The 22,464-nt window shown below is 71.3% G+C and carries 19 protein-coding genes and 3 tRNA genes; 18 read left to right on the top strand and 4 right to left on the bottom strand.

Features of this window, described 5'->3' with window-relative positions; all coding sequences use genetic code 11:
* Positions 1-3: 3 nt before the first annotated feature.
* Both B2P18_RS15855 and B2P18_RS15850 read left to right on the top strand, forming a co-directional pair.
* A complete protein-coding gene (locus tag B2P18_RS15855) occupies positions 4-1,731 on the top strand; it encodes an FAD-dependent oxidoreductase (protein ID WP_286961529.1) in 1,728 nt (575 codons plus the stop codon).
* A 20-nt stretch (positions 1,732-1,751) separates the two neighbouring features.
* Positions 1,752-2,933, top strand: coding sequence for an aminotransferase class I/II-fold pyridoxal phosphate-dependent enzyme (locus tag B2P18_RS15850; protein WP_034252435.1), 1,182 nt, complete (start codon positions 1,752-1,754; stop codon positions 2,931-2,933).
* 60 nt (positions 2,934-2,993) lie between these two features.
* Here B2P18_RS15850 and B2P18_RS15845 read toward each other — a convergent pair whose 3' ends face one another.
* The 3 genes from B2P18_RS15845 to B2P18_RS15835 form a co-directional block, all read right to left on the bottom strand.
* Positions 2,994-4,955 (bottom strand): glycoside hydrolase family 2 protein, encoded by a 1,962-nt coding sequence (locus tag B2P18_RS15845; RefSeq protein ID WP_029211263.1) that lies wholly within the window; start codon positions 4,953-4,955, stop codon positions 2,994-2,996.
* Between the two features lie 122 nt (positions 4,956-5,077).
* Positions 5,078-6,160 (bottom strand): 2-oxoacid:ferredoxin oxidoreductase subunit beta, encoded by a 1,083-nt coding sequence (locus B2P18_RS15840; protein WP_029211262.1) that lies wholly within the window; start codon positions 6,158-6,160, stop codon positions 5,078-5,080.
* Entirely contained in the window at positions 6,157-8,067 is a 1,911-nt protein-coding gene (locus B2P18_RS15835; RefSeq protein ID WP_029211261.1) for a 2-oxoacid:acceptor oxidoreductase subunit alpha, read from the bottom strand. The genes B2P18_RS15840 and B2P18_RS15835 overlap by 4 nt, the downstream gene beginning before the upstream one ends.
* Positions 8,068-8,322: 255 nt before the next feature.
* On the opposite strand from B2P18_RS15835, the gene B2P18_RS15830 reads away from it, so the two are divergent.
* The 6 genes from B2P18_RS15830 to B2P18_RS15805 all read left to right on the top strand — a co-directional run bounded on the left by B2P18_RS15830 (position 8,323) and on the right by B2P18_RS15805 (position 11,035).
* A tRNA-Thr gene (locus tag B2P18_RS15830) sits at positions 8,323-8,395 on the top strand.
* Between the two features lie 38 nt (positions 8,396-8,433).
* A tRNA-Met gene (locus B2P18_RS15825) sits at positions 8,434-8,510 on the top strand.
* Positions 8,511-8,568: 58 nt separating this feature from the next.
* Positions 8,569-8,739, top strand: a complete 171-nt coding sequence (gene rpmG, locus B2P18_RS15820; RefSeq protein ID WP_029211260.1) for a 50S ribosomal protein L33 — start codon at positions 8,569-8,571, stop codon at positions 8,737-8,739.
* Between the two features lie 194 nt (positions 8,740-8,933).
* The gene (locus B2P18_RS15815) at positions 8,934-9,380 is read left to right on the top strand and encodes an FAS1-like dehydratase domain-containing protein (protein WP_029211259.1); all 447 of its coding nucleotides are present in this window, start codon (positions 8,934-8,936) and stop codon (positions 9,378-9,380) included.
* Between the two features lies 1 nt (position 9,381).
* Positions 9,382-9,831, top strand: coding sequence for a MaoC family dehydratase (locus B2P18_RS15810; protein ID WP_286961527.1), 450 nt, complete (start codon positions 9,382-9,384; stop codon positions 9,829-9,831).
* 115 nt (positions 9,832-9,946) lie between these two features.
* Positions 9,947-11,035, top strand: coding sequence for a UDP-N-acetylmuramate dehydrogenase (locus B2P18_RS15805; protein WP_239264131.1), 1,089 nt, complete (start codon positions 9,947-9,949; stop codon positions 11,033-11,035).
* Between the two features lie 122 nt (positions 11,036-11,157).
* Here B2P18_RS15805 and B2P18_RS15800 read toward each other — a convergent pair whose 3' ends face one another.
* Entirely contained in the window at positions 11,158-12,189 is a 1,032-nt protein-coding gene (locus B2P18_RS15800; RefSeq protein ID WP_037214661.1) for an adenosine deaminase, read from the bottom strand.
* A 175-nt stretch (positions 12,190-12,364) separates the two neighbouring features.
* Between B2P18_RS15800 and B2P18_RS15795 the strand changes: the two genes are divergently transcribed.
* From B2P18_RS15795 to rpoB, 10 genes are all read left to right on the top strand, one after another.
* Complete coding sequence (locus B2P18_RS15795; RefSeq protein ID WP_286961526.1) at positions 12,365-13,570, top strand: CapA family protein; 1,206 nt, start codon at positions 12,365-12,367, stop codon at positions 13,568-13,570.
* A gap of 146 nt (positions 13,571-13,716) precedes the next feature.
* A tRNA-Trp gene (locus B2P18_RS15790) sits at positions 13,717-13,789 on the top strand.
* A gap of 34 nt (positions 13,790-13,823) precedes the next feature.
* A complete protein-coding gene (gene secE / locus B2P18_RS15785) occupies positions 13,824-14,072 on the top strand; it encodes a preprotein translocase subunit SecE (RefSeq protein WP_286958257.1) in 249 nt (82 codons plus the stop codon).
* Positions 14,073-14,150: 78 nt separating this feature from the next.
* Positions 14,151-15,038 carry a transcription termination/antitermination protein NusG gene (nusG, locus tag B2P18_RS15780; RefSeq protein WP_286961525.1) on the top strand — a complete coding sequence of 296 codons (888 nt, stop codon included), beginning with the start codon at positions 14,151-14,153 and terminating at the stop codon, positions 15,036-15,038.
* Between the two features lie 93 nt (positions 15,039-15,131).
* Positions 15,132-15,572 (top strand): 50S ribosomal protein L11, encoded by a 441-nt coding sequence (gene rplK / locus B2P18_RS15775; RefSeq protein WP_029211252.1) that lies wholly within the window; start codon positions 15,132-15,134, stop codon positions 15,570-15,572.
* Positions 15,573-15,688: 116 nt separating this feature from the next.
* Complete coding sequence (gene rplA / locus B2P18_RS15770; protein ID WP_286961524.1) at positions 15,689-16,408, top strand: 50S ribosomal protein L1; 720 nt, start codon at positions 15,689-15,691, stop codon at positions 16,406-16,408.
* Between the two features lie 109 nt (positions 16,409-16,517).
* Positions 16,518-17,534 (top strand): hypothetical protein, encoded by a 1,017-nt coding sequence (locus B2P18_RS15765; protein ID WP_286961523.1) that lies wholly within the window; start codon positions 16,518-16,520, stop codon positions 17,532-17,534.
* A 240-nt stretch (positions 17,535-17,774) separates the two neighbouring features.
* Positions 17,775-18,383 carry a 50S ribosomal protein L10 gene (gene rplJ / locus B2P18_RS15760; protein ID WP_019286366.1) on the top strand — a complete coding sequence of 203 codons (609 nt, stop codon included), beginning with the start codon at positions 17,775-17,777 and terminating at the stop codon, positions 18,381-18,383.
* Positions 18,384-18,446: 63 nt separating this feature from the next.
* Complete coding sequence (gene rplL / locus B2P18_RS15755) at positions 18,447-18,839, top strand: 50S ribosomal protein L7/L12 (protein ID WP_019286365.1); 393 nt, start codon at positions 18,447-18,449, stop codon at positions 18,837-18,839.
* Positions 18,840-19,282: 443 nt separating this feature from the next.
* Positions 19,283-22,464, top strand: a 3,182-nt coding sequence (gene rpoB / locus B2P18_RS15750; RefSeq protein WP_286961522.1) for a DNA-directed RNA polymerase subunit beta, incomplete at its 3' end; no start/stop codon positions are given.

The raw sequence follows: 22,464 nt of genomic DNA, 5'->3' as shown, positions 1-22,464 counted from the left end.
GCCATGCCTGCCGAGGACCGCAACCGCCCCGCCATCCTGGTCGTCAGCGGTGCGCACGGCCTCGACATCGAGCGGGAGCTGGCGGCTCGCTACGGCACCGACTACGACCTGGTCCTCACCACCGGGCTGCACGAGGCCCTCGACGTGGCCCAGGGATTCGCGGCGCGCCAGCGTCTCGTGGCCCTGGTCGCGGCCGAGGTGGATCTGCCCGACAGCACGGCGCTCCTGGCCCTGCGGGTCCTGCACCAGGCCCTGCCGACGGCCAAGCGCCTCGTGCTCCTCGTCGGTCCGGACGCCACGCAGCACTTCCCGGCCATGCGCGAGGCGCAGCAGCGCGGCGCCATCGACACCTATCTCATGCTGCCGCGGGGGCCGCGCGACGAGGAGTTCCACGCGGCCGTCACCGACCTGCTCTCCGACTGGGGCGCCACGGTCGCGGCCCCCGAGGTGCCGATGCTCACCATCGTGTGCGAGACGAACTGCCCTCGCACCGCAGGGATCCGGGACTTCCTCGACCGGATGGGCATGCCCTGCCGCTCGGTCGTCGACAGCTCCGAGGAGGGCCGGGCGATCCTCGACGGCCTGGCTCGGGAGGGCCACGAGACCCCCGTCCTCCCGGTCATCGTCGCGCACGGGCGCGAGACCATCGTCGATGCGACCATCGCGGACGTGGGGCGGGCGCTCTACGGCGGGTTCGACGCCCTGGGCGAGGGATTCGTGGCGGACCTGGCCGTGATCGGTGCCGGTCCGGCGGGCCTGGCGGCGGCCGTGTATGGCGCCAGCGAGGGCCTCACCACCGTCGTCGTCGAGGCCGACGCCATCGGCGGGCAGGCCGGGAGCAGCTCGATGATCCGCAACTACCTCGGCTTCCCGCGCGGCATCTCGGGGATGCGGCTGGCGCAGCGAGCCCGCATGCAGGCCATCAGGTTCGGGGCGCGCTTCTTCGCAGGCACCCCCGTCGAGGCGCTCGAGCCCGGGCGGGTGCACGGCGCCGAGCTGCGGCCCGGCGGGCTGCACCGCATCACCGTCGCGGACGGAGCAGCCCTCGAGGCCCGCGCCGTGGTCATCGCGACGGGCGTGACCTATCGCCGGCTCGGCGTGGAGCCGCTGGAGGCCCTCGTGGGACGCGGCGTGCACTACGGCGCCGCCGCCTCCTCGGCCCGCAAGGTCGCCGGCCAGGACGTCTACGTCGTCGGGGGCGGCAACTCCGCGGGGCAGGCGGCCCTGCACCTCAGCCGGTTCGCCCGGTCGGTGACGATCGTCATCCGGCGCGACGACCTGCGAGCGACCATGAGCGACTATCTGATCCGCGAGCTCGACGGCAACCGTCGGATCACCGTCCTGCCCCGCACCCAGGTCGTCGACGGCGGCGGCGACCCGCGCCTCGCCTGGCTCACGCTGCGGGACACCGCCGGCGACGAGCGACGGGTCGACGCGGCCGGCCTCTACCTCCTCCTCGGCGCCCAGCCCCACTGCGCGTGGCTGCCGCCCAAGGTGTCCCTGGACCAGCGCGGGTTCGTGCGCACGGGACCCGACACGGACGAGACCTGCTGGTCCGACGGCCGCCCGCCGGCGTCGTTCGCCACCAACCTGCCGGGCGTCTTCGCCGTGGGCGACGTCCGCGCCGGCTCCATGAAGCGCGTCGCCTCGGCCTCCGGCGAGGGCGCCGCCGTCGTGCCGCTCGTGCACGCCTACCTCGACGAGCCGGGGGCGAGCGACGCCGCCGGGTGACGGCGCCTACGGTGGTGGGCATGAGCCGAATGTCGCTGAGGGGCCAGGTCCCGCCGTTCCACGTCATGGAGGTCATGAAGTCCGCTGCGCGGCGGCGGATCACGCACGGGGACGTGATCGGCCTGCACGTCGGTCAGCCCAGCACGGGCGCACCCCGGGCAGCGCGGGACGCCGCCATCGCCGCGATCGACGGTCAGGTGCTCGGCTACACCGAGGCGGTGGGGGACCTCGTTCTGCGGGAGGCGATCTGCGAGCACTACGCCGCGACATACGACCTCGACGTCCACCCGGGGCAGGTGATCCTCACGACGGGGAGCAGCGGAGGGTTCACGGCGCTGTTCCTCGCGGCCTTCGAGGCCGGCGACGAGGTCGTGGTGACCCGGCCGGGCTACCCCGCCTACCGCAACACCCTCGAGGCCCTCGGGTGCCGCGTCGTCGACCTCGACTGCGGGCCGGAGACGGCCTACCAGCCCACGATCGCGATGCTCGAGGCGCTCGCGACCCCACCAGCCGGCCTGATCCTCGCCAGCCCCGCCAACCCCACGGGCACCGTCGTCCCGCCGGACGAGCTCGCGGCCGTCGCGCGCTGGTGCGAGGCGAACGACGTCCTGCTCGTCAGCGACGAGATCTACCACGGGATCTCGTATGCCGGCGCGCAGCCCACCACGGCGCGGAGCACCTCCCGCGCGGCCGCCGTCGTCGGCAGCTTCTCGAAGTACTTCTCGATGACGGGCTGGCGGCTCGGCTGGATGCTCCTGCCGGACCACCTGCTGCGGCCGGTGGAGCTGCTCCTCGGCAACCTCAACCTGTGCCCGCCCGCCGTCAGCCAGGCGGCCGCGCTCGGCGCCCTCACGCCGGACGCGCAGGACGAGCTGCGCTCGCACGTCGAGCGATACGCCCACAACCGTGACCTCGTGCTGCAGCGGCTGCCGGAGATCGGCGTGCACGACCAGGTGCCGCCGTCCGGCGCGTTCTACGCGTGGTGCGACGTCGCGCACCTCACGAGCGACTCGGTCGCGTGGTGCACCGAGGTCATGGAGCGCACGGGCGTGGCCCTCACCCCCGGCGTGGACTTCGCCCCCTCACGGCCGGGTGGCGACCCGGCGCTGGACGGCAGCCACTTCGTGCGCATCTCCTACGCCGGCAGCCCGGCCGACGTCACCGAGGGCTTCGACCGCCTGGCCCGGTTCGTCACCGGCTGACCACTCCGCCCTTCACCTCCCCGCTCCCCGCTCCCCGATGTCGGGGATGAGGTGGGGGGCTCAGCGGTCGTCGACCTGCTCGTATGCCGCCGGCCGCCGCTGGATCGCGGCGATCCGCGAGGCGTCGAGCTTGGGGGAGCGGTCGAAGGCGTAGATGCCGTTCTGCTCCTGGAAGACGTCGGTGAGCTGGGTGTAGCAGTAGCCCGCCACGCCGGGGTCGTCGAGCAGCACGCGCGTGAGCCCCTCGTAGCGCGAGTACAGCTCGTCCAGGTCCCGCACCCGCTGCCCGTAGCCCCACGAGCTGTCCTGGTCGGTCCCGTCGGCGTGAGCCCCGTCGGTGCGAGTCCCGTCCTGCCCCTCGGCTCCGCCGGACGCGTCACCCGATCCCGCTGGCGCCCACCAGATCCCGCCGTACTCCGACACGAGATAGGGCTGTCCGGCGTACGGCACGGACCAGTCCTGGCCGGGCAGGTCGACGAGAGGCTCACCCGCGGCCAGCCCCTCCATGAGGACCCGGAACCTCCACGGTCGCTGCTCGTAGCAGTGGGCGTCGTAGACGTCGGTCTCGGGCACGCGGTGCGACCACCCGGACGCGTCGATTACCGGTCGCGTCGGGTCGATCGCCTTGGTGGCCAGGAACATCGCCCGCGTCACGTCGTCCAGGACGGTGATGTCGTCGGCGAGGTCCTGCTCGGTCTCGTTGAGCGGGCACCACCCGATGATCGACGGGTGGTTGACGTCCCGCTGCAGCACCTCGACCCACTGGGTGACGAAGGATGCTGTCGGGGACTGGATCTCGCCGTGCCCCTCGCGCACCTTGGCGCCCCAGTCGCCGAACTCGCCCCACACGAGGTAGCCCAGCCGGTCGGCGTGGTAGAGGTAGCGCTCCTCGAAGACCTTCTGGTGCAGGCGGGCTCCGTCGAATCCCGCCGCCAGGCCCAGCCGGATGTCGAGCTCGAGCGCGGCGTCCGACGGGGCCGTCATCAGCGTCCCGGGCCAGTAGCCCTGGTCCAGGACGAGCCGCTGGAACAGTCGCTCGCCGTTGAGGCGGATCTCGTTGCCGTGCACCGAGATCGAGCGCAACCCGGCGTATGACGTCAGCTCGTCGACGACCTCCCCGTCGCGGTCGACCAGCCGCACGACGAGGCCGTAGAGGTGTGGGTCGCCGGGTGACCAGGGACGAATCTCTGCCTCCGGCAGCGTGATTCGCACCCGTGGCGCGAGGTCGAGGTCGGATCGCGTCGTGGCGGAGGCGATCACGACGGCGGCCCCGGCGTCGGCGTCGTCGGTGCAGTCCGTGACGTCACCCGACCCGCCACCGTCGTCCCCCGGCCCAGCACCGGCGTCGCCCAGCCCTGCGTCGCGCATGACCTCCACGACGACCCGGCCACCGGGCAGGTTGCCGCTCAACGGGATCGACACGTCCAGCGCCCCGCCCGCGAGGTCGGGCGAGACGTGCAGCCGTCGCACGTGCACCGGTGGGACGGCCTCGAGCCAGACGGTCTGCCAGATGCCGGTGGTGCGGGTGTAGAAGCAGCCCGACCGGGCATAGCTCGTCGCCTGCTTGCCCCGCGCCTGCGGCCCGCGGCGCGGGTCACGCGCCCGCACGACGATCTCGACGGTGTCGCCCGGGCCCACCCCGGCGCGGGACAGGGGCGCGGACACCGGCGTGAACCCGCCGCGGTGGCGGGCGATCTCGACGCCGTTGGCCCACACGGTCGCGTCGTGGTCGACGGCGCCCAGGTGCAGCCACGCGTCGGCCCCGGCCCAGGACGCCGGCACGACCACCGTCCGGCGATACCAGACCGCCTCGTGGAAGTCTTCGTCCCCGATGCCGGACGCCGTCGACTCCGGGCAGAACGGCACGAGGATCCGGCCCGACAGCGGGCGGGACACCAGCCCCCGCTCGTAGCCGCTGTCGCCGCGGTCGGTCTCGAACTCCCACTCGCCGTTGAGGTTCAGCCACCGCGTCCGCACCAGCTGCGGACGCGGGTGCTCGGGGCGCGGGACGCCCGACCCCACCCCGACGGACAGGTCCGGCGCCGCTCCCAGCACCGGCTGGGCAGCCGGCCGCAGGGAGGGGCGTCGGCGCCAGACGGCCTGCTGGGCCCGCCACGCGAGGCGGGCCGCCCGCCCGGCGAGCCTCACCCGATGGTCCACGTGTCCTTGCCGCGCAGCAGGGCGTCGAGGTCGGCGTCGCCCGCGGGGCCCCCGGCGGAGGTAACCGCACCGGCGATCTGGCCGCGCACGAGGTCGTCGTAGGTCGGTCGGGAGACGGACCGGAAGATGCCCATGGGCACGTGCAGGTGATCGCCGGAGTCGAGCCGCGACAGCGCGAAGGCCTGGGCGGGGTCGTCGGCGCCGGCGTCGTGGACGACGATCCGGCTCTCGTCCGTCACCGAGCCCTCGTGGACGACGTCGAGCGAGCCGGAGTCGGACCGCACGACGACGTGGTCGGCACCCGCGCGGACCGGCTGTCCGTCCTCGAGGTGCACGAGCCGGGCCGCCGCCTCGCCGCGGTCCTTGAGCAGCTGGAACGCGCCGTCGTTGAAGATCGGGCAGTTCTGGTAGATCTCGACGAAGGCCGTGCCGCGGTGCTCCGCCGCCGCGCGCAGCACCTCGAGCAGGTGCTTGCGGTTGGAGTCCATGGTGCGGGCGACGAAGGTCGCCTCCGCGCCGAGCGCCAGCGAGAGCGGGTTGAACGGGTGGTCCACCGAGCCGGCCGGGGTCGACTTGGTGACCTTGCCGACCTCGGACGTGGGGGAGTACTGCCCCTTGGTCAGGCCGTAGATCTGGTTGTTGAACAGCAGGATCGTCATGTTGACGTTGCGCCGCATCGCGTGGATGAGGTGGTTGCCGCCGATCGACAGGCCGTCGCCGTCACCGGTGACGACCCAGACCGACAGGTCGGGACGCGCCGTCACCAGACCGGTCGCGATGGCCGGGGCACGGCCGTGGATCGAGTGCATGCCGTAGGTGTCGAGGTAGTACGGGAACCGGCTCGAGCAGCCGATGCCCGAGACGAAGGCGATGTTCTCCCGCTTGAGGCCCAGGTCGGGCAGGAAGGACTGCACGGCGGCCAGCACGGCGTAGTCGCCGCAGCCGGGGCACCAGCGCACCTCCTGGTCGGAGGTGAAGTCCTTCTTGTTCTGAGGGGCGTCGCTCTCTGCGAGGCGCGGCACGCCGCTGAGCCCGTGGGTGGGGATGCCGAGGTCGATGGTGGTCATGCGCGCTCCTCCTTGGGGGTCGCGGGAGCGGGGGTATGACGGGGGTCCAGCTCGTGCAGCGCCTCGTGGATGGCGTCGGACAGCGTGCTCGCCGTGAACGGCAGGCCCCGCACCTGGGTGAGCGCCCGCACGTCCACCAGGTATTCCGCGCGCAGCATCGTGGTGAGCTGGCCCATGTTCATCTCCGGGACGATCACGCGGTCGTAGGCGCGCAGGACCTCGCCGAGGTTGGCGGGGAAGGGGTTGAGGTGCCGGATGTGGGCCTGCGCGACCTCGGCGCCGGTGGAGCGGGCGTAGCGCACGCCTGCGCTGATCGGGCCGTAGGTCGAGCCCCACCCGAGCATGAGCACCTTGGCCTCGCCGGTCGGGTCGTCGACCTCGACGTCGGGTATGCCGGCCACGCCCGCGACCTTGGCTGCCCGCAGCCGGGTCATCCGGTCGTGGTTGTCGGGGTCGTAGGAGATCTCGCCGGTGACGTCCTTCTTCTCGATCCCGCCGACGCGGTGCTCGAGGCCGGGCGTCCCGGGGATCGCCCACGGGCGGGCCAGGGTGTCGGGGTCCCGCAGGTAGGGGTGGAAGACGGGGGTGCCGTCGGCGGCGGTGGCGTTGGGCTCGGTCGCGATGTCCGGGTCGATCGGGGCGAGCTCGGAGACGGACGGGACCTGCCACGGCTCGGACCCGTTGGCGAGGTAGCCGTCCGAGAGCAGGAACACCGGCGTGCGATAGGTCACCGCGATGCGCACGGCCTCCAGCGCTGCGTCGAAGCAGTCGCTGGGGGACTGCGCGGCGACGATCGGGACCGGTGCCTCGCCGTTGCGGCCGTACATCGCCTGCAGCAGGTCAGCCTGCTCGGTCTTGGTGGGCAGGCCGGTGGAGGGGCCGCCGCGCTGGACGTCGACGATCACGAGGGGAAGCTCGAGCGAGACGGCGAGGCCGATGGTCTCGGTCTTGAGGGCGATCCCGGGGCCCGAGGTGGTCGTGACGCCGAGGGCGCCGCCGAAGGCTGCGCCGAGCGCCGCGCCGATGCCCGCGATCTCGTCCTCCGCCTGGATCGTGGTGACGCCGTACCTCTTGAAGCCGGACAGGGCGTGCAGGATGTCGCTGGCAGGGGTGATCGGGTAGGCGCCGAGCACGAGCGGCAGGCCGGCCTTGTGCGCGGCGGTCGCGAGGCCGTAGGCGAGGGCGGTGTTGCCGGTGATGTTGCGGTAGAGCCCGGGCCGCATCGGCGCGGGGCCGATCTCGTAGGCCACCGCGAAGTCCTCGGTGGTCTCGCCGTAGGCGTGGCCGGCGTGCAGCGCGGCGACGTTGGCGGCGAGGATGTCGGGCTTGCTGCCGAACTTGGCGGACAGGAAGCTCTCGGTCGAGTCCAGCGGCCGGGTGTAGAGCCAGGACAGCAGCCCGAGGGCGAACATGTTCTTGGCCCGCTCCTTGTCCTTGCGGGACAGCGGGAAGTCGGCCAGGGCCTCGACGGTGATCGAGGTCAGCGGCAGGGCGTGCAGGTGATAGCTGTCCAGCGAGCCGTCCTCGAGCGGGTTGCTGTCGTAGCCGACCTTGCCGAGGTTGCGCTTGGTGAACTCGTCCTGGTCGGCGATGACGGTGGCGCCGCGGGGCACGTCCGGCAGGTTGGCCTTGAGCGCCGCCGGGTTCATCGCCACGAGGACGTCGGGGTTGTCGCCCGGCGTGAGCACGTCGTGGTCGGCGAAGTGCAGCTGGAAGCTCGAGACGCCGGGGAGGGTGCCCTGCGGTGCCCGGATCTCGGCCGGGAAGTTCGGCAGGGTCGACAGGTCGTTGCCGAGGACGGCGGTCTGCGAGGTGAACCGGTCGCCGGTCAGCTGCATGCCGTCACCGGAGTCTCCTGCGAACCGGATGACGACACGCTCGAGCCGGTGGACTGCCTTAGTGGCCATAAGGGCGAACTCACTTCGCTTTCATCGACACGACATCTTTGGATCAACCAAACGCCATGTTATGCATGGCGGGCGCCGTCGGGCACCTTCGTCCATGGTAGGGCTCACATGCTGGGCGCCGACGTGCTGCGACGGCAGGGGCTGGCGCCGGAGCAGGCCGTGGGGGCGTCACCTCGATTTCATCTCTCGGCCCAAGCCGTGTATTTTGGTCGACGCACTCCCAACGAGTGCACTTCCGAGCGCCTAGGCACTCGGGCCCCCTTAGCTCAGTCGGCAGAGCGTTTCCATGGTAAGGAAAAGGTCGTCGGTTCGATTCCGACAGGGGGCTCTCGCAAGCTCCGTCCACCGCGGTGGGGCTTGTCCCAAGGCGGGGTAGCTCAGCTGGTTAGAGCGCACGACTCATAATCGTGAGGTCGCGGGATCGAGCCCCGCTCCCGCTACCAAGTTCATCGTTTCGCAAGGCCGGATCCTCCGGCACCCACTCCGAGAGCAGGTTGCCCCGTGGCTAGCAAGTCCGCAGACGTTCGCCCCAAGATCACCATGGCGTGCACTGACTGCAAGGAGCGCAACTACATCACCAAGAAGAACCGTCGGAACCACCCCGACCGGCTCGAGCTGGCGAAGTACTGCCCTCGCTGCAAGAAGCACACCGCGCACCGCGAGACCCGCTGAGCGCGTCCTCCGCATCCCGAGCGCCGTCCCTCCACGCGGAGGGGCGGCGCTCGTGCGTCATACCGGCTCGTATGCCGCACCGCCCCCCTCGTCGACCGGTCCGCTCCCGACGCGCCGTCTTCGTCGACTGGTCAGTTCTAGACGGGCCGCCCACGACCGGCGGGTAACCGCGCGACGCCGTTAGGGTGACGCCCATGCCAGTCAACGAGCAGTTCGCCGGGCGGACCTACCCGCCGACGGCGCCCTACCAGGTGGGCCGGGCCAAGATCGCGGAGTTCGCCGGGGCCGTCGGAGCCGTCGACGAGGTCCACACCGACGTCGAGGTCGCCCGCGCCCGCGGCTACGCCGACGTCATCGCCCCGCCGACCTTCGCCGTGCTGATCGCCCAGCAGGCCGACCGACAGCTGATGGAGGACCCGGAGGCGGGCGTCGACTTCAGCCGCGTCGTCCACGGCGAGCAGAAGTTCGTGCACCACCACCCCCTGACCGCCGGGGACGAGGTCGTGGCGACGATGACCGTCGACACCGTCCGCCTCGTCGGCGGCCACGCGATGGTGACCACCCGCAGCGAGCTCGCGACCGTCGGCGGCGAGGCCCGCTGCACGGCGACGAGCACCCTCGTCATCCGGGGAGAGGACTGACATGACCACCAGCAGCACCAGCAGCACCGGCAGCGCCAGCAGCACCGATCTCGGTGCGGTCGAGGTGGGCCAGACCCTGCCCGAGCGGACCCTGCCCATCACCCGCGCGATGCTGGTGGCCTATGCCGGCGCGAGCCTGGACCGCAACCCGATCCACTGGGACGAGCGCTTCGCCACGGGCGTGGGCCTGCCCGACGTCATCGCCCACGGGATGCTCACGATGGGCTCGGCCGTCCAGGTCGTCGTCGACTGGTGCGGTGACGCGGGCCGCGTCGTGGAGTACTCCACCAAGTTCGTGGCCCCCGTCGTCGTCCCTCACGACACCGGAGCTGAGGTCGTCCTCGGTGGTGTCGTCAAGAAGGTCGAGGACGGACGGGCTACGGTCGAGATCCGCGCCACGTGCGAGGGCAAGAAGGTCCTCGGGCGCGCGCTCGCGGTCGTCCGCCTCTGACGGCGCCGCGCCACCTGGCCTCAGCGTCACTGGGCCTCAGCGTTACCAGGCCTCAGGGTCACCAGGCCTCAGCGCCGGTGGACCCGTCATACCTCCGATCCCCCGAAGGACATCCATGCAGGTCGAGCACGACGCGCCCCTCGCACCGCTCACCACGATGCGCGTCGGCGGCCCCGCCGCCCGGCTGGTGACCGTGGAGACGACCGACGAGCTCGTCGACGCGGTGCGCGAGGTCGACGACGCCGACGAGCCGCTGCTGCTCGTGTCGGGCGGGTCAAACCTCGTGATCAGCGACGAGGGCTTCGAGGGCACGGTCGTCCGGGTCGCCACGCAGGGCGTCGACGTGCAGTCGCAGGACTACTGCGGCGGCGCGTTCGTCCGGGTGGCGGCGGGGGAGTCCTGGGACGGCCTGGTCGAGCGGGCCGTGACCGAGGGCTGGGCGGGCATCGAGGCCATGTCCGGGATCCCGGGCCTCACCGGCGCCACCCCGGTGCAGAACGTCGGCGCCTACGGCCAGGAGGTCGCCCAGACCATCGCGCAGGTCCGCGTCTACGACCGGCGTGAGCAGCGCGTCCGCACGTTCTTCCCCGACGACTGCGCCTTCACCTACCGCCACAGCGTGTTCAAGGGCGCCGACCGCTATGTCGTCCTCGACGTCGCCTTCCAGCTCGAGGTCGCCGACCTCTCCCGCCCGGTGGCGTATGCCGCCCTCGCGGCCGGTCTGGACGTGCCGCTGGGCACGCGCGTGCCGCTGCAGGACGCCCGCGAGGCCGTGCTGGTGCAGCGGCGCCGGCGGGGGATGGTGCTCGACGCGGACGACCACGACACGTGGTCCTGCGGCTCCTTCTTCACCAACCCGATCCTGCTCGCGCGCGAGTTCGCGGACCTGCAGGAGCGGGCTCGCGCCCACCTCGGGGCGGACGGCCCGGAGCCGCCGCGCTTCGACGCGGGGGAGGGCATGGTCAAGACCAGCGCCGCCTGGCTCATCGACAAGGCGGGCTTCACCAAGGGCTTCGGGCTGCCGGGCGAGGCCTCGCTGTCCACCAAGCACACCCTCGCCGTCACCAACCGGGGCGGGGCCACGGCCGAGGACGTCCTGGCCCTGGCCGGCACGGTCCGCGACGGCGTCCACGAGGCATTCGGCGTGACGCTGGTCAACGAGCCGGTCCTCGTCAACCTCTCCCTCCCGACCTACCTCAGGTAGTCACATCGGCCCGCCTTCGCACGCCAGGCGGATGTGACTACCTCAGGTAGATCCGCGCGCGAGGCCCCGTCCAGACGCAGCGCCGCACCGACCAGCACCGACCAGCACCGACCAGCACCGAGTCAGCCGTCGGGCTGGGCCAGCCACACGTCGATGTCCTCCTCGGCCCGCGCCACGACGTCGCGCGGTGCTGTCGACGCCCGCAGCGACATGCGCGCCAGCCCCGCCAGCGCCTCGTCGTCGAGCCCGTGTACCTCTCTCGCCGCGCGATACTGGTCCACCAGCCGCGTCCCGAACAGCAGCGGGTCGTCCGCGCCCAGCGCCACCTGGATCCCCGCGCCCAGCAGGGTCCGCAGCGGCACGGCGGGCGCGGCGTCATACACCCCGAGGGCGACGTTGCTCCCGGGGCACACCTCCAGCGCGACCCCCTCGCGGGCCAGCCGCTCCAACACCCGGGGGTCCTCGGCGGCGCGCACCCCGTGGCCGATCCGGTCGGGCAGGAGCGCGTCGAGGGTCCGTATGACGGCCTCCGGCCCCACCAGCTCGCCGCCGTGGGGCACGAGGGCCAGACCCGCACCGCGGGCGATCCCGAACGCCGGCGCGAAGTCCTCGACCGCGCCTCGGTGCTCGTCGTTCGACAGCCCGAAGCCCACCACCGCACCCGTGCCCTCGCCGGCGTACCGCGCCGCCAGGCGGGCCAGCGTCCGGGCATCCATGGGGTGGCGGATCCGGCTGGCGGCCACCACCACGCCCACCCCGATGCCGGACTCCGCCGCCGCGGCGGTCGCCGACTCCAGGACCAGCTCGAGCGCTGGTGTCAGCCCCCCGCAGAAGGGCGCGTAGGACGTCGGGTCCACCTGGATCTCGAGCCACCGCGACCCCTCGCTGGCGTCGTCGAGCGCCGCCTCCCGCACGATCCGGCGCATGGCCTCCGGCGACCGGACGCAGGCCCGGGCGGCGTCGTACAACCGCTGGAACCGGAACCACCCGCGCGACTCGACCGAGGTGAGCCGCGGCGGCCACTCGTCGACGAGGGCGTGGGGGAGCCGCAGGCCCTCGGTGGCCGCGAGCTCGGCGAGCGTGGACAGCCGCATCGACCCGGTGAAGTGCAGGTGCAGGTGCGCCTTGGGGAGCTGGTCGAGGGGGCGGGGCATGTCGTCATCCTCACAGACGGTGGCGAACGCTCGGCCACGGTGGCCGCCCGCGCGCCGCGGCCGCCGACGCAGGGGGCTGTGCCTACGGTGGGGTCGCTCCACCCGGAGCGTCCGCCACACCCAGCCGCGCAGCACGCCCTGTCGCCGCCCGTCGTCGAGCTCACCGAGGTCACCGATGCCCAGCCCAGACCCCTTGCTCAGCCGTGCCCGCCGCAGCACCAAGGTCGGGCTGCTGGCCGTGGTCGCGACCGCCGTCACCGCCGGGGGCCTCTCGGTCGTGGACGCCTTCGGCCCTCCCGACCCCACGCCGGCCACGCTCGCACGCGAGGCAGCCTCCCCGGCGGCCCGGTCGTCCGCCATCCCCACCTCGGCCGCGGGCGGAGCCGGCTCGACCGTCGCGCCGCCCCGCACTGCCTCGCCGACGACCGGTTCCAGGCGCCAGGGCGTGCCGGGGGCCCAGCCCATCACCCTCGCGTTCGGGGGCGACACCCAGGCCCACGGATCCGCCGGCCGCATCGTCGACGAGGGCCTCGGCGCCACCGGGAAGCTGCTCGCCCGCGCGGACCTCGCGATGGTCAACCTCGAGACGGTCGTGGCGGCCGACCGCACGGGGCTGCGACCTCAGCCCAAGCCGTTCACCTTCGTCACCGGCCCCTCGATCCTGGGCGCGCTGCGCAAGGAGGGCGTCGACGTGGTCACGGCGGCCAACAACCACACGATGGACTTCGGCGACCGCGGCATGACGCAGATGCTCGCCGCCAAGGCATCCTCGCCGCTGCCGATGGTGGGGCTGGGCAAGGACGACACCGAGGCCTGGGCGCCCTGGTCGACGGACGTCAAGGGTCGCAGGGTGGTGGTGTTCGGGGCGACGGACGTCCTCGACTCGCACCTGGACTGGAAGGCCGGGCCCGGCAAGCCCGGTCTGGCCAAGGTCAAGGACAAGGAGGGCTTCGACAAGCTGCTGGACGGCGTCCGTCGGGCCCGTGCCGCCGGTCCGACCGACGTCATCGTCGTCTACCTGCACTCCGGGATCGAGAAGCAGCGCTGCCCGACGCCTCGTCAGGTCCTCACGGACTCCGCGCTCGCCGAGGCGGGCGCGACCGTCGTGGTGGGGGCGCACGCGCACGTGCTGCAGACGACGACGACCGTGGGGGACACGGCGGTGGCCTACGGCATCGGCAACTTCGTCTTCGGCAGCGGGAGCAGCGCCGAGACCCGCGCGTCCGGCGTCCTGACGGTGACCGTCCCGGGCGACGCGGGCGCACCCACCATGACCTTCGACCCGGCCCGGGTGACCCAGGGCCTGCCCGTCCTGCTCGAGGGAGCCGAGCGGGAGCGCGCCCTCCAGACCTGGCGGGCGCGCGGCGAGGGCTGCTCCTGACCGTATGCCGTCCGCCCGGCGTCACGGCCGGTCGCCGGCTCACGCGTCGGTTCGCCTCGGGCCGTCCCTCTGACGTATGCTCGTCTCTTGGATGGATTCCGCGTCGATCGTCGCTGTGCTGCGCCGGCCGGCTCGAACCGTCCTGAAGGGTAGTAGCTCAATTGGTAGAGCACCGGTCTCCAAAACCGGCGGTTGGGGGTTCGAGTCCCTCCTGCCCTGCGGATCACGTGATCATCTGACGAAACGAGGGGTCGTGAGCGAGGTCAACACCCGTGGTGGTGCTGGGCGCGACACCGCGACCCGTCGTGGCTTCTTCGGACGCATCGCGTTGTTCGTCGCCCAGGTGCTGGACGAGCTCCGCAAGGTCGTCCGTCCCACCCGCGAGGAGCTGATCACCTACACCACGGTCGTCATGGTCTTCGTGATCGCGGTCATGCTGTTCGTCGCGGCCCTCGACTACGGGATCGGCAAGCTCGTCTTCTGGGCGTTCGCCGGCAGCTGACGGCCCGACCGGCCCTCCGGTCAGCATCGCCCCGTGGCGGCACCCGCCCGATCACCAGCAAGGAAGTAGGCCCGCACCGTGTCCGACCAGCCCTCGAACGACCCGTTCGCCACCCGCGACGAGGCCGACGTCGACGCTCCTGTCGAGACGACCGAGGTCCTGACGGACGAGGTCGAGGTCGACGCACCCACCGAGACCGAGGCCCTCGACGTCGAGACGCCCGCCGAGGCCACCGACGTGGACGCGCCCCCCGTGGACGCCGGCGCCGAGGCCGACGACGCCGAGCCTGTCGAGCCGATCGACACGGAGGAGCAGCCCTCCGTGCCGGACGCCCCCGCGGTCAACCCCCTTGAGGAGTTCAAGCGCGACCTGCGCATGCTCGAGGGCGACTGGTACGTCGTGCACTCCTACGCGGGCTACGAGAACCGCGTCAAGACCAACCTCGAGACCCGCGTGACCAGCCTCAACATGGAGCCTTACATCTTCCAGGTGGAGGTCCCTATGGAGGAGATCACCGAGATCAAGAACGGCCAGCGCAAGGTCGTCCGCCGCGTGCGGATGCCCGGGTACGTCCTGGTGCGCATGGACCTCACCGACGAGAGCTGGGGAGCCGTGCGGCACACCCCCGGCGTGACGGGCTTCGTGGGTCACACCCACCAGCCGGTGCCGCTGAGCCTCGACGAGGTCGTCACCATGCTGGCCCCCAAGTTCGAGGAGCCCGCGGCCCCGGCCGCGTCCGGCACCGCCGGTCAGACCGGCTCCGGCCAGGCGGCCTCCCCGCGCCCCACGGTGGACGTGGAGTTCGAGGTCGGCGAGTCGGTCACGGTCATGGAGGGCCCCTTCGAGACCCTCGACGCCACGGTCTCCGAGATCAACGTCGAGACCCAGAAGCTCAAGGTTCTGGTGTCGATCTTCGGCCGGGAGACCCCGGTCGAGCTGGGCTTCAACCAGGTCGCCAAGATCTGATCGCAGCCCTCCGGCCCCGCGGCACCCCGCGGCGGTCCTGCAACCGGGTCATCGCCCACGGCGTCGGCCCATCACACAGCAAGGAAGTTCTACATGCCTCCCAAGAAGAAGGTCTCCGGCTTCATCAAGCTGCAGATCCAGGCCGGTGCCGCGACGCCGGCCCCGCCCGTCGGTCCCGCCCTGGGTCAGCACGGTGTCAACATCATGGAGTTCGTCAAGGCCTACAACGCCGCGACGGAGGCCCAGCGTGGCAACGTCATCCCGGTCGAGATCACGGTCTACGAGGACCGCTCGTTCACCTTCATCACCAAGACCCCGCCGGCCGCCGAGCTGATCAAGAAGGCCGCGGGCGTCCCCAAGGGCTCCGGCGTCCCCAACAAGACCAAGGTCGCGACGCTGTCCGCCGACCAGGTCCGCGAGATCGCCCAGCAGAAGATGGACGACCTCAACGCCAACGACATCGAGATGGCCGCCCGCATCATCGCCGGCACCGCCCGCTCGATGGGCATCAACACCCCCGGCTACGAGTCCTGAGCTCGTGACCTGCGGGCCCACCGGGTCCGCTGTGGCAGGACCAGCGCTGGTCCGATCGACCACGACTCCCGCAGGGTGAGCCTCCGGGCCACCCGACATCCCCGAAGGAGAAGCACATGAAGCGCAGCAAGGCCTACCGCGCCGCCGCCGACAGGATCGACGACGCCAAGCTCTACGCCCCGCTGGAGGCCGTCCGTCTCGCCAAGGAGACGGCGTCCAACACGTACGACGCGACCGTCGAGGTGGCCTTCCGCCTCGGCGTCGACCCGCGCAAGGCGGACCAGATGGTGCGCGGCACCGTCAACCTGCCGCACGGCACGGGCAAGACCGCTCGCGTCCTGGTCTTCGCCAACGGCGACAAGGCCGAGGCCGCCCGCGCCGCCGGCGCCGACTTCGTCGGTTCCGACGACCTGCTCGAGAAGGTCCAGGGCGGCTGGCTCGACTTCGACGCCGTCGTCGCGACCCCGGACCTCATGGGCAAGGTCGGTCGTCTGGGCAAGGTGCTGGGCCCCCGTGGCCTCATGCCCAACCCCAAGACCGGCACCGTGACGATGGACGTGACCAAGGCCGTCAACGACATCAAGGGCGGCAAGATCGAGTTCCGCGTCGACAAGCACGCCAACCTCCACTTCATCATCGGCAAGGTCTCCTTCGACGAGAAGAACCTGGTGGAGAACTACGCGGCGGCGCTCGAGGAGATCCTGCGCCTCAAGCCGTCCGCCTCCAAGGGTCGCTACATCACCAAGGCGACCATGGCGACGACGACGGGCCCCGGCATCCCCCTGGACGCCAACCGCACCCGCAACCTCACCTCCGAGGAGGAGGTCCAGGCCTGAGCCTGACCTCCAGCCCGCGATGCCCGGACCGACCTCGTCGGCCCGGGCTTCGCGCTTCCCGGGTGAGCCTTCCGGTATGCCGTCCGCCCGGCCTCTAGGATCGGTGATCATGCGCGCTGCCCGTCCCGACCTCCGGCCGACGCCTCCTGCGGGCCCCGTCCGGGTCTCGCGGGGCGCCGGTGGCGGTGTCCTTGCTCTCGGCACGGCGCTGCTGCTGTCGGGGTGCGTCGCGGGCTCCCACACGACGACCTCCACGCTGGGGGCGGCGACCTCGGCGCCGACGACGACCGCCACGGCCACCCTCCCCAGCGACGGCGCGTCCCTCGCAGGCACGACACCGGATCCCAACGCCCAGCCGGTGCCGTCCGGCGAGGGGGTGCCCGGTGACCAGTTCGCGCAGACGATGAAGGACCTGATCGCAGCCAAGGGTTCGGTCCGCATGGCGATGACCACCCCGGCGGGCGCCGCCAAGGCCCAGGTCGACACCCGGACCAAGGCCATGCGGGTCGAGGTCGACGCGTCCGGCCGCGTCGTCACCCTGGTCCACCTCGGCGACCGCACCTGGGTCAAGGGGGCGGGCACCGTCCAGGGCCCCGTGCCCGCGGCGACGCCCGGCGCCAGGCCCAAGCAGGACGTCCGTCGGTGGCTGCTCCTCGACCCGAGCGGCACCGACGCCATCAGCCAGAAGCTCGGCACTCAGGCGCGGGTGGCCGAGACCCTCGACCCCGCTCGCTTCACCGCCATGCTGGGCGGCCTGCTGGGGGACCGGACCCCGCGCGGGGACGGGGCGCAGGTGGCGTTCACGGTGCCCGCCACCCAGTACCTCGACGCCGTGTCGGCGCCCGCAGCCCTGCGCGGTGCCGTCACCAAGCCGGTCAAGCTCGTGGTGGTGCTCGACGCGTCCGGTGCGCCCACGTCGGTGACGGCGACCATCCCCACCAAGAAGTCCGACCTCGTGGACCGCACGGAGTACTCCCGCTGGGGCGCGCCGGTGTCGATCGAGGCGCCGGCTGCCGACGACGTGGCTCCGGCGCCGGGTTCCCAGCGCACGGCGGCGACATCCTCGCCCAGCGCCAGCGCCAGCGCCAGCGGCAGCGCCAGCGCCAGCGCCAGCGCAGCGGGCTGACCAGCCGATTTGGTGGTGGGCCGGGCGCCCCGTACGCTTGGCGAGACCAATGACCGCCGGTCTGCCGTGATCACCCCGAGTCCTGCTCGGGTCCGATAGCGGCACGAAGGTCCCGTGACGGGGCGTCCAGCGCAGGCTACGACGATCGTGCTCGCCCCTGGCGAGACCTCGAGCTCCGTGCGCCTGCGCCGGGGCTCTTTTTCATGTGGCCACCGGCTTCACGCTACGGAAGGAGGCCACATGGCAACCGCTGAGAAGCACGCTGCCATCGCCGAGATCGCGGACAAGTTCCGCAACTCGGGTGCGGCCGTGCTGACGGAGTACCGCGGTCTGACCGTGAAGCAGCTCTCGGAGCTGCGCGGCTCGATCCGTGAGCACGCAACCTACGCCGTGGTCAAGAACACGCTGACCCAGCGTGCCGCCGAGGAGGCCGGTATCACGGCCTTCGACGGGCACCTGAGTGGTCCGAGCGCCATCGTCTTCATCACCGGTGACGCGGTGGAGACGGCCAAGGGCCTGCGTGACTTCGCCAAGGCCAACCCGGCCCTTGTGATCAAGGCCGGTGTGCTCGACGGCAAGCCGTTGAGCCCCGAGGACATCACCAAGCTCGCGGACCTCGAGTCCCGCGAGGTGCTCCTCTCCAAGCTGGCGGGCGCCATGAACGCCTCGCTCAGCAAGGCTGTTTACCTCTTCGCCGCTCCTCTGTCGCAGACGGCCCGCGTGGTCGACGCCCTGCGCGCAAAGGTCGAGGCGGAGGGCCCCGTCGAGGCTGCTCCGGCTGCCGACGACACCGCCGAGGCCACGGCCGAGGCTACCGACGACGTCGCCGCGGGTGGCGACGAGAGCTGATCCGTTCGGATCCGCTCGTACCCAGCACGCGCCACTCACGGCACAGACAGGAAGGAAGCCACCATGGCTAAGCTCAGCAACGACGAGCTCCTTGAGGCCTTCAAGGAGATGACCCTGATCGAGCTCTCCGAGTTCGTCAAGCAGTTCGAGGACACCTTCGGTGTCACCGCTGCCGCCCCGGTTGCCGTCGCGGCCGCCGGCGCCCCCGCCGGCGGTGCCGGCGACGCCGCCGCTGCGGAGGAGAAGGACGAGTTCGACGTCATCCTCACCGCCGCCGGTGACAAGAAGATCCAGGTCATCAAGGAGGTGCGCGCGCTCACGTCCCTCGGTCTCAAGGAGGCCAAGGACCTGGTCGACGGCGCCCCGAAGCCGGTCGTCGAGGGTGTCAACAAGGAGACCGCGGAGAAGGCCAAGGCTGCCCTCGAGGGCGCCGGCGCTTCCGTCGAGCTCAAGTGATCTCGGGCCGGATGACGTCCGGCCACTGATCCACCTCACGAGGCGGGTCGCATCCCCCGGGATGCGACCCGCCTCGTCGTAATGCGCGCGCGGTGGCGGTGCTGCCGCTGCTCACGGCGGCCACGCACGCGGGCGGTCCGCCATCCCCACGGGGTGTGCCAGCCTGCGGCGATCGGGGTAACGATCGGCGCGTCGCGGGGCGTTGCCCTTGACGCCGTCCCAGGCCACGCCCATAGTGATGGGGCATCCGCCTCCCCGGCGGTGAGGCCCGTGTCCCCGGCGGTGAGGTCCGTGGTCCTGGGCCCGGGGGAGTCGGGCTGGACGCAGGGTGGCGTCTTGTACTATGCTGTCGCTTTGCGCTGCCTCATAGCCCCGCGTCCTGGTGGACGTGCGGCACGTGCTCGCTTCGACTCCATAGCTCCAGGCCCGTGGAAGGACCATCCTTGGCTGCCTCGCGACCCGCGACCCAGACTGTGTCCACTGCTCAGACGGCTTCCGGTCGTCTGTCCTTCGCAAAGATCAAGGAGCCGCTGGAGGTCCCGGACCTCCTGGCGCTCCAGACGGAGAGCTTCGACTGGCTGCTCGGCAACGAGCGCTGGCAGGCCCGTGTGGCCGCCGCGAAGGACGCCGGTCGCAACGACGTCCCCAACCGTTCCGGTCTGGAGGAGATCTTCGAGGAGATCTCTCCGATCGAGGACTTCTCCGGCTCCATGTCCCTCTCGTTCCGCAACCACCGGTTCGAGGAGGAGAAGCACTCGATCGAGGAGTGCAAGGAGCGGGACATGACCTACTCCGCCCCGTTGTTCGTGACGGCGGAGTTCATGAACACCAACACCGGTGAGATCAAGTCCCAGACGGTGTTCATGGGTGACTTCCCGCTCATGACCGAGCGCGGCACGTTCATCATCAACGGCACCGAGCGTGTCGTGGTGTCCCAGCTGGTGCGTTCCCCGGGCGTCTACTTCGAGCGGACCCCGGACAAGACCTCCGACAAGGACATCTACTCCGCCAAGGTGATCCCGAGCCGTGGCGCGTGGCTGGAGTTCGAGATCGACAAGCGCGACATGGTGGGCGTGCGCGTCGACCGCAAGCGCAAGCAGTCGGTCACGGTGCTGCTCAAGGCGCTGGGCTGGACCGAGGCGCAGATCCTCGAGGAGTTCGGCGAGTACGAGTCGATGCGCCAGACCCTGGAGAAGGACCACACGGCCGGCCAGGACGACGCGCTGCTGGACATCTACCGCAAGCTGCGCCCGGGCGAGCCGCCGACCAAGGAGGCCGCCCAGGCTCTCTTGGACAACCTTTACTTCAACCCCAAGCGCTACGACCTGGCCAAGGTCGGTCGCTACAAGATCGACAAGAAGCTCGGCATCGAGGCGGGTCTGGACGAGTCCGTCCTGCGCATCGATGACGTCGTCGCGACGATCAAGTACCTCGTGGCCCTGCACAACGGTGACGCGACCCTGCCGGGCTCGCGTGGCGGCGAGGCCGTGGACGTGCGCGTCGAGGTCGACGACATCGACCACTTCGGCAACCGCCGTCTGCGCAACGTCGGCGAGCTCATCCAGAACCAGGTCCGCACCGGCCTGTCCCGCATGGAGCGCGTCGTCCGCGAGCGCATGACCACGCAGGACGTCGAAGCGATCACCCCGCAGACCCTGATCAACATCCGCCCCGTGGTGGCCTCGATCAAGGAGTTCTTCGGCACCTCGCAGCTGTCGCAGTTCATGGACCAGAACAACCCCCTGTCCGGCCTGACGCACAAGCGTCGTCTGTCCGCGCTGGGCCCGGGTGGTCTGTCCCGTGACCGTGCCGGCATGGAGGTTCGTGACGTCCACCCGTCGCACTACGGCCGCATGTGCCCGATCGAGACCCCTGAGGGTCCCAACATCGGTCTGATCGGCTCGCTGGCGTCCTACGGGCGGATCAACCCGTTCGGCTTCGTGGAGTCCCCCTACCGCAAGGTCAACGAGGGCGTCGTGTCCGACGAGGTGCACTACCTGTCGGCCGACGAGGAGGACGAGCTCGTCATCGCGCAGGCCAACGCCCCGATGGAGGCGGACGGTCGCTTCTCCGAGGAGCGCGTCCTGGTCCGCACCAAGGGCGGCGAGGTCGACTTCGTGCCGGCCGCGGACGTCGACTACATGGACGTGTCCCCGCGCCAGATGGTGTCGGCCGCCACGGCGCTGATCCCGTTCCTGGAGCACGACGACGCCAACCGCGCGCTCATGGGCTCCAACATGATGCGTCAGGCCGTGCCGCTGGTGCGCTCGGAGTCCCCACTGGTCGGGACCGGCATGGAGCACCGCACGGCGCTCGACTCCGGCGACGTGGTCCTGGCGACCAAGCCCGGCGTGGTCCAGGAGGTCTCGGCCGACCTGGTCAGCGTCGCCAACGACGACGGGTCCTACCAGACCTACCGGATCATGAAGTTCTCCCGGTCCAACCAGGGCAACTGCTACAACCAGCGCGTCATCGTCAGCGCCGGCGACCGGCTCGAGGTCGGCTCGGTGATCGCCGACGGTCCCGCGACCGACGGCGGCGAGATGGCCCTGGGCAAGAACCTCCTCGTGGCGTTCATGCCGTGGGAGGGCCACAACTATGAGGACGCGATCATCCTCTCCCAGCGCCTGGTGCAGGACGACACCCTGTCCTCGATCCACATCGAGGAGCACGAGGTCGACGCCCGCGACACCAAGCTGGGCGCCGAGGAGATCACGCGGGACATCCCCAACGTCTCCGAGGAGGTCCTGGCGGACCTGGACGAGCGCGGGATCATCCGCATCGGTGCCGAGGTCCGCGACGGCGACCTGCTGGTCGGCAAGGTCACGCCCAAGGGTGAGACCGAGCTGACCCCGGAGGAGCGGCTGCTGCGCGCGATCTTCGGCGAGAAGGCCCGCGAGGTCCGCGACACGTCGCTGAAGGTCCCGCACGGCGAGACCGGCACGGTCATCGGCGTCAAGGTCTTCGACCGCGAGGAGGGCGACGAGCTTCCCCCGGGCGTCAACCAGCTGGTGCGCGTCTACGTCGCCAACAAGCGCAAGATCACCGACGGCGACAAGCTCGCCGGTCGTCACGGCAACAAGGGCGTCATCTCCAAGATCTTGCCGATCGAGGACATGCCCTTCCTGGAGGACGGCACGCCGGTCGACGTCGTGCTAAACCCCCTGGGTGTGCCGGGCCGCATGAACGTCGGTCAGATCCTGGAGATCCACCTCGGGTGGGCGGCCAGCCGCGGCTGGAACGTCCCCGAGGGCGCCGAGTGGGCCGTCCGCATCCCGGCCGACGCCCACGAGGCCCCCGCCGGGTCCCGCGTGGCCACGCCGGTGTTCGACGGCGCCAAGGAGGAGGAGATCAAGGGTCTGCTCGAGTCGACCAACGTGACCCGCGACGGGCAGCGCCTGGTCGGCGAGTCCGGCAAGTCCCGCATGTTCGACGGCCGCTCCGGCGAGCCGTTCCCCGAGCCGGTCTCGGTGGGCTACATGTACATCCTCAAGCTCCACCACCTGGTCGACGACAAGATCCACGCCCGCTCGACCGGCCCGTACTCGATGATCACCCAGCAGCCGCTCGGTGGTAAGGCCCAGTTCGGTGGCCAGCGCTTCGGCGAGATGGAGGTGTGGGCCCT

This window comes from Arsenicicoccus sp. UBA2120 (genome assembly GCF_002330965.1).
In the GTDB taxonomy this organism is placed as follows: Bacteria; Actinomycetota; Actinomycetes; order Actinomycetales; family Dermatophilaceae; genus Arsenicicoccus; species Arsenicicoccus bolidensis.
The sequence above is the reverse complement of the archived record's forward strand: the minus strand, read 5'-3'. Positions and strand labels throughout refer to the sequence as shown.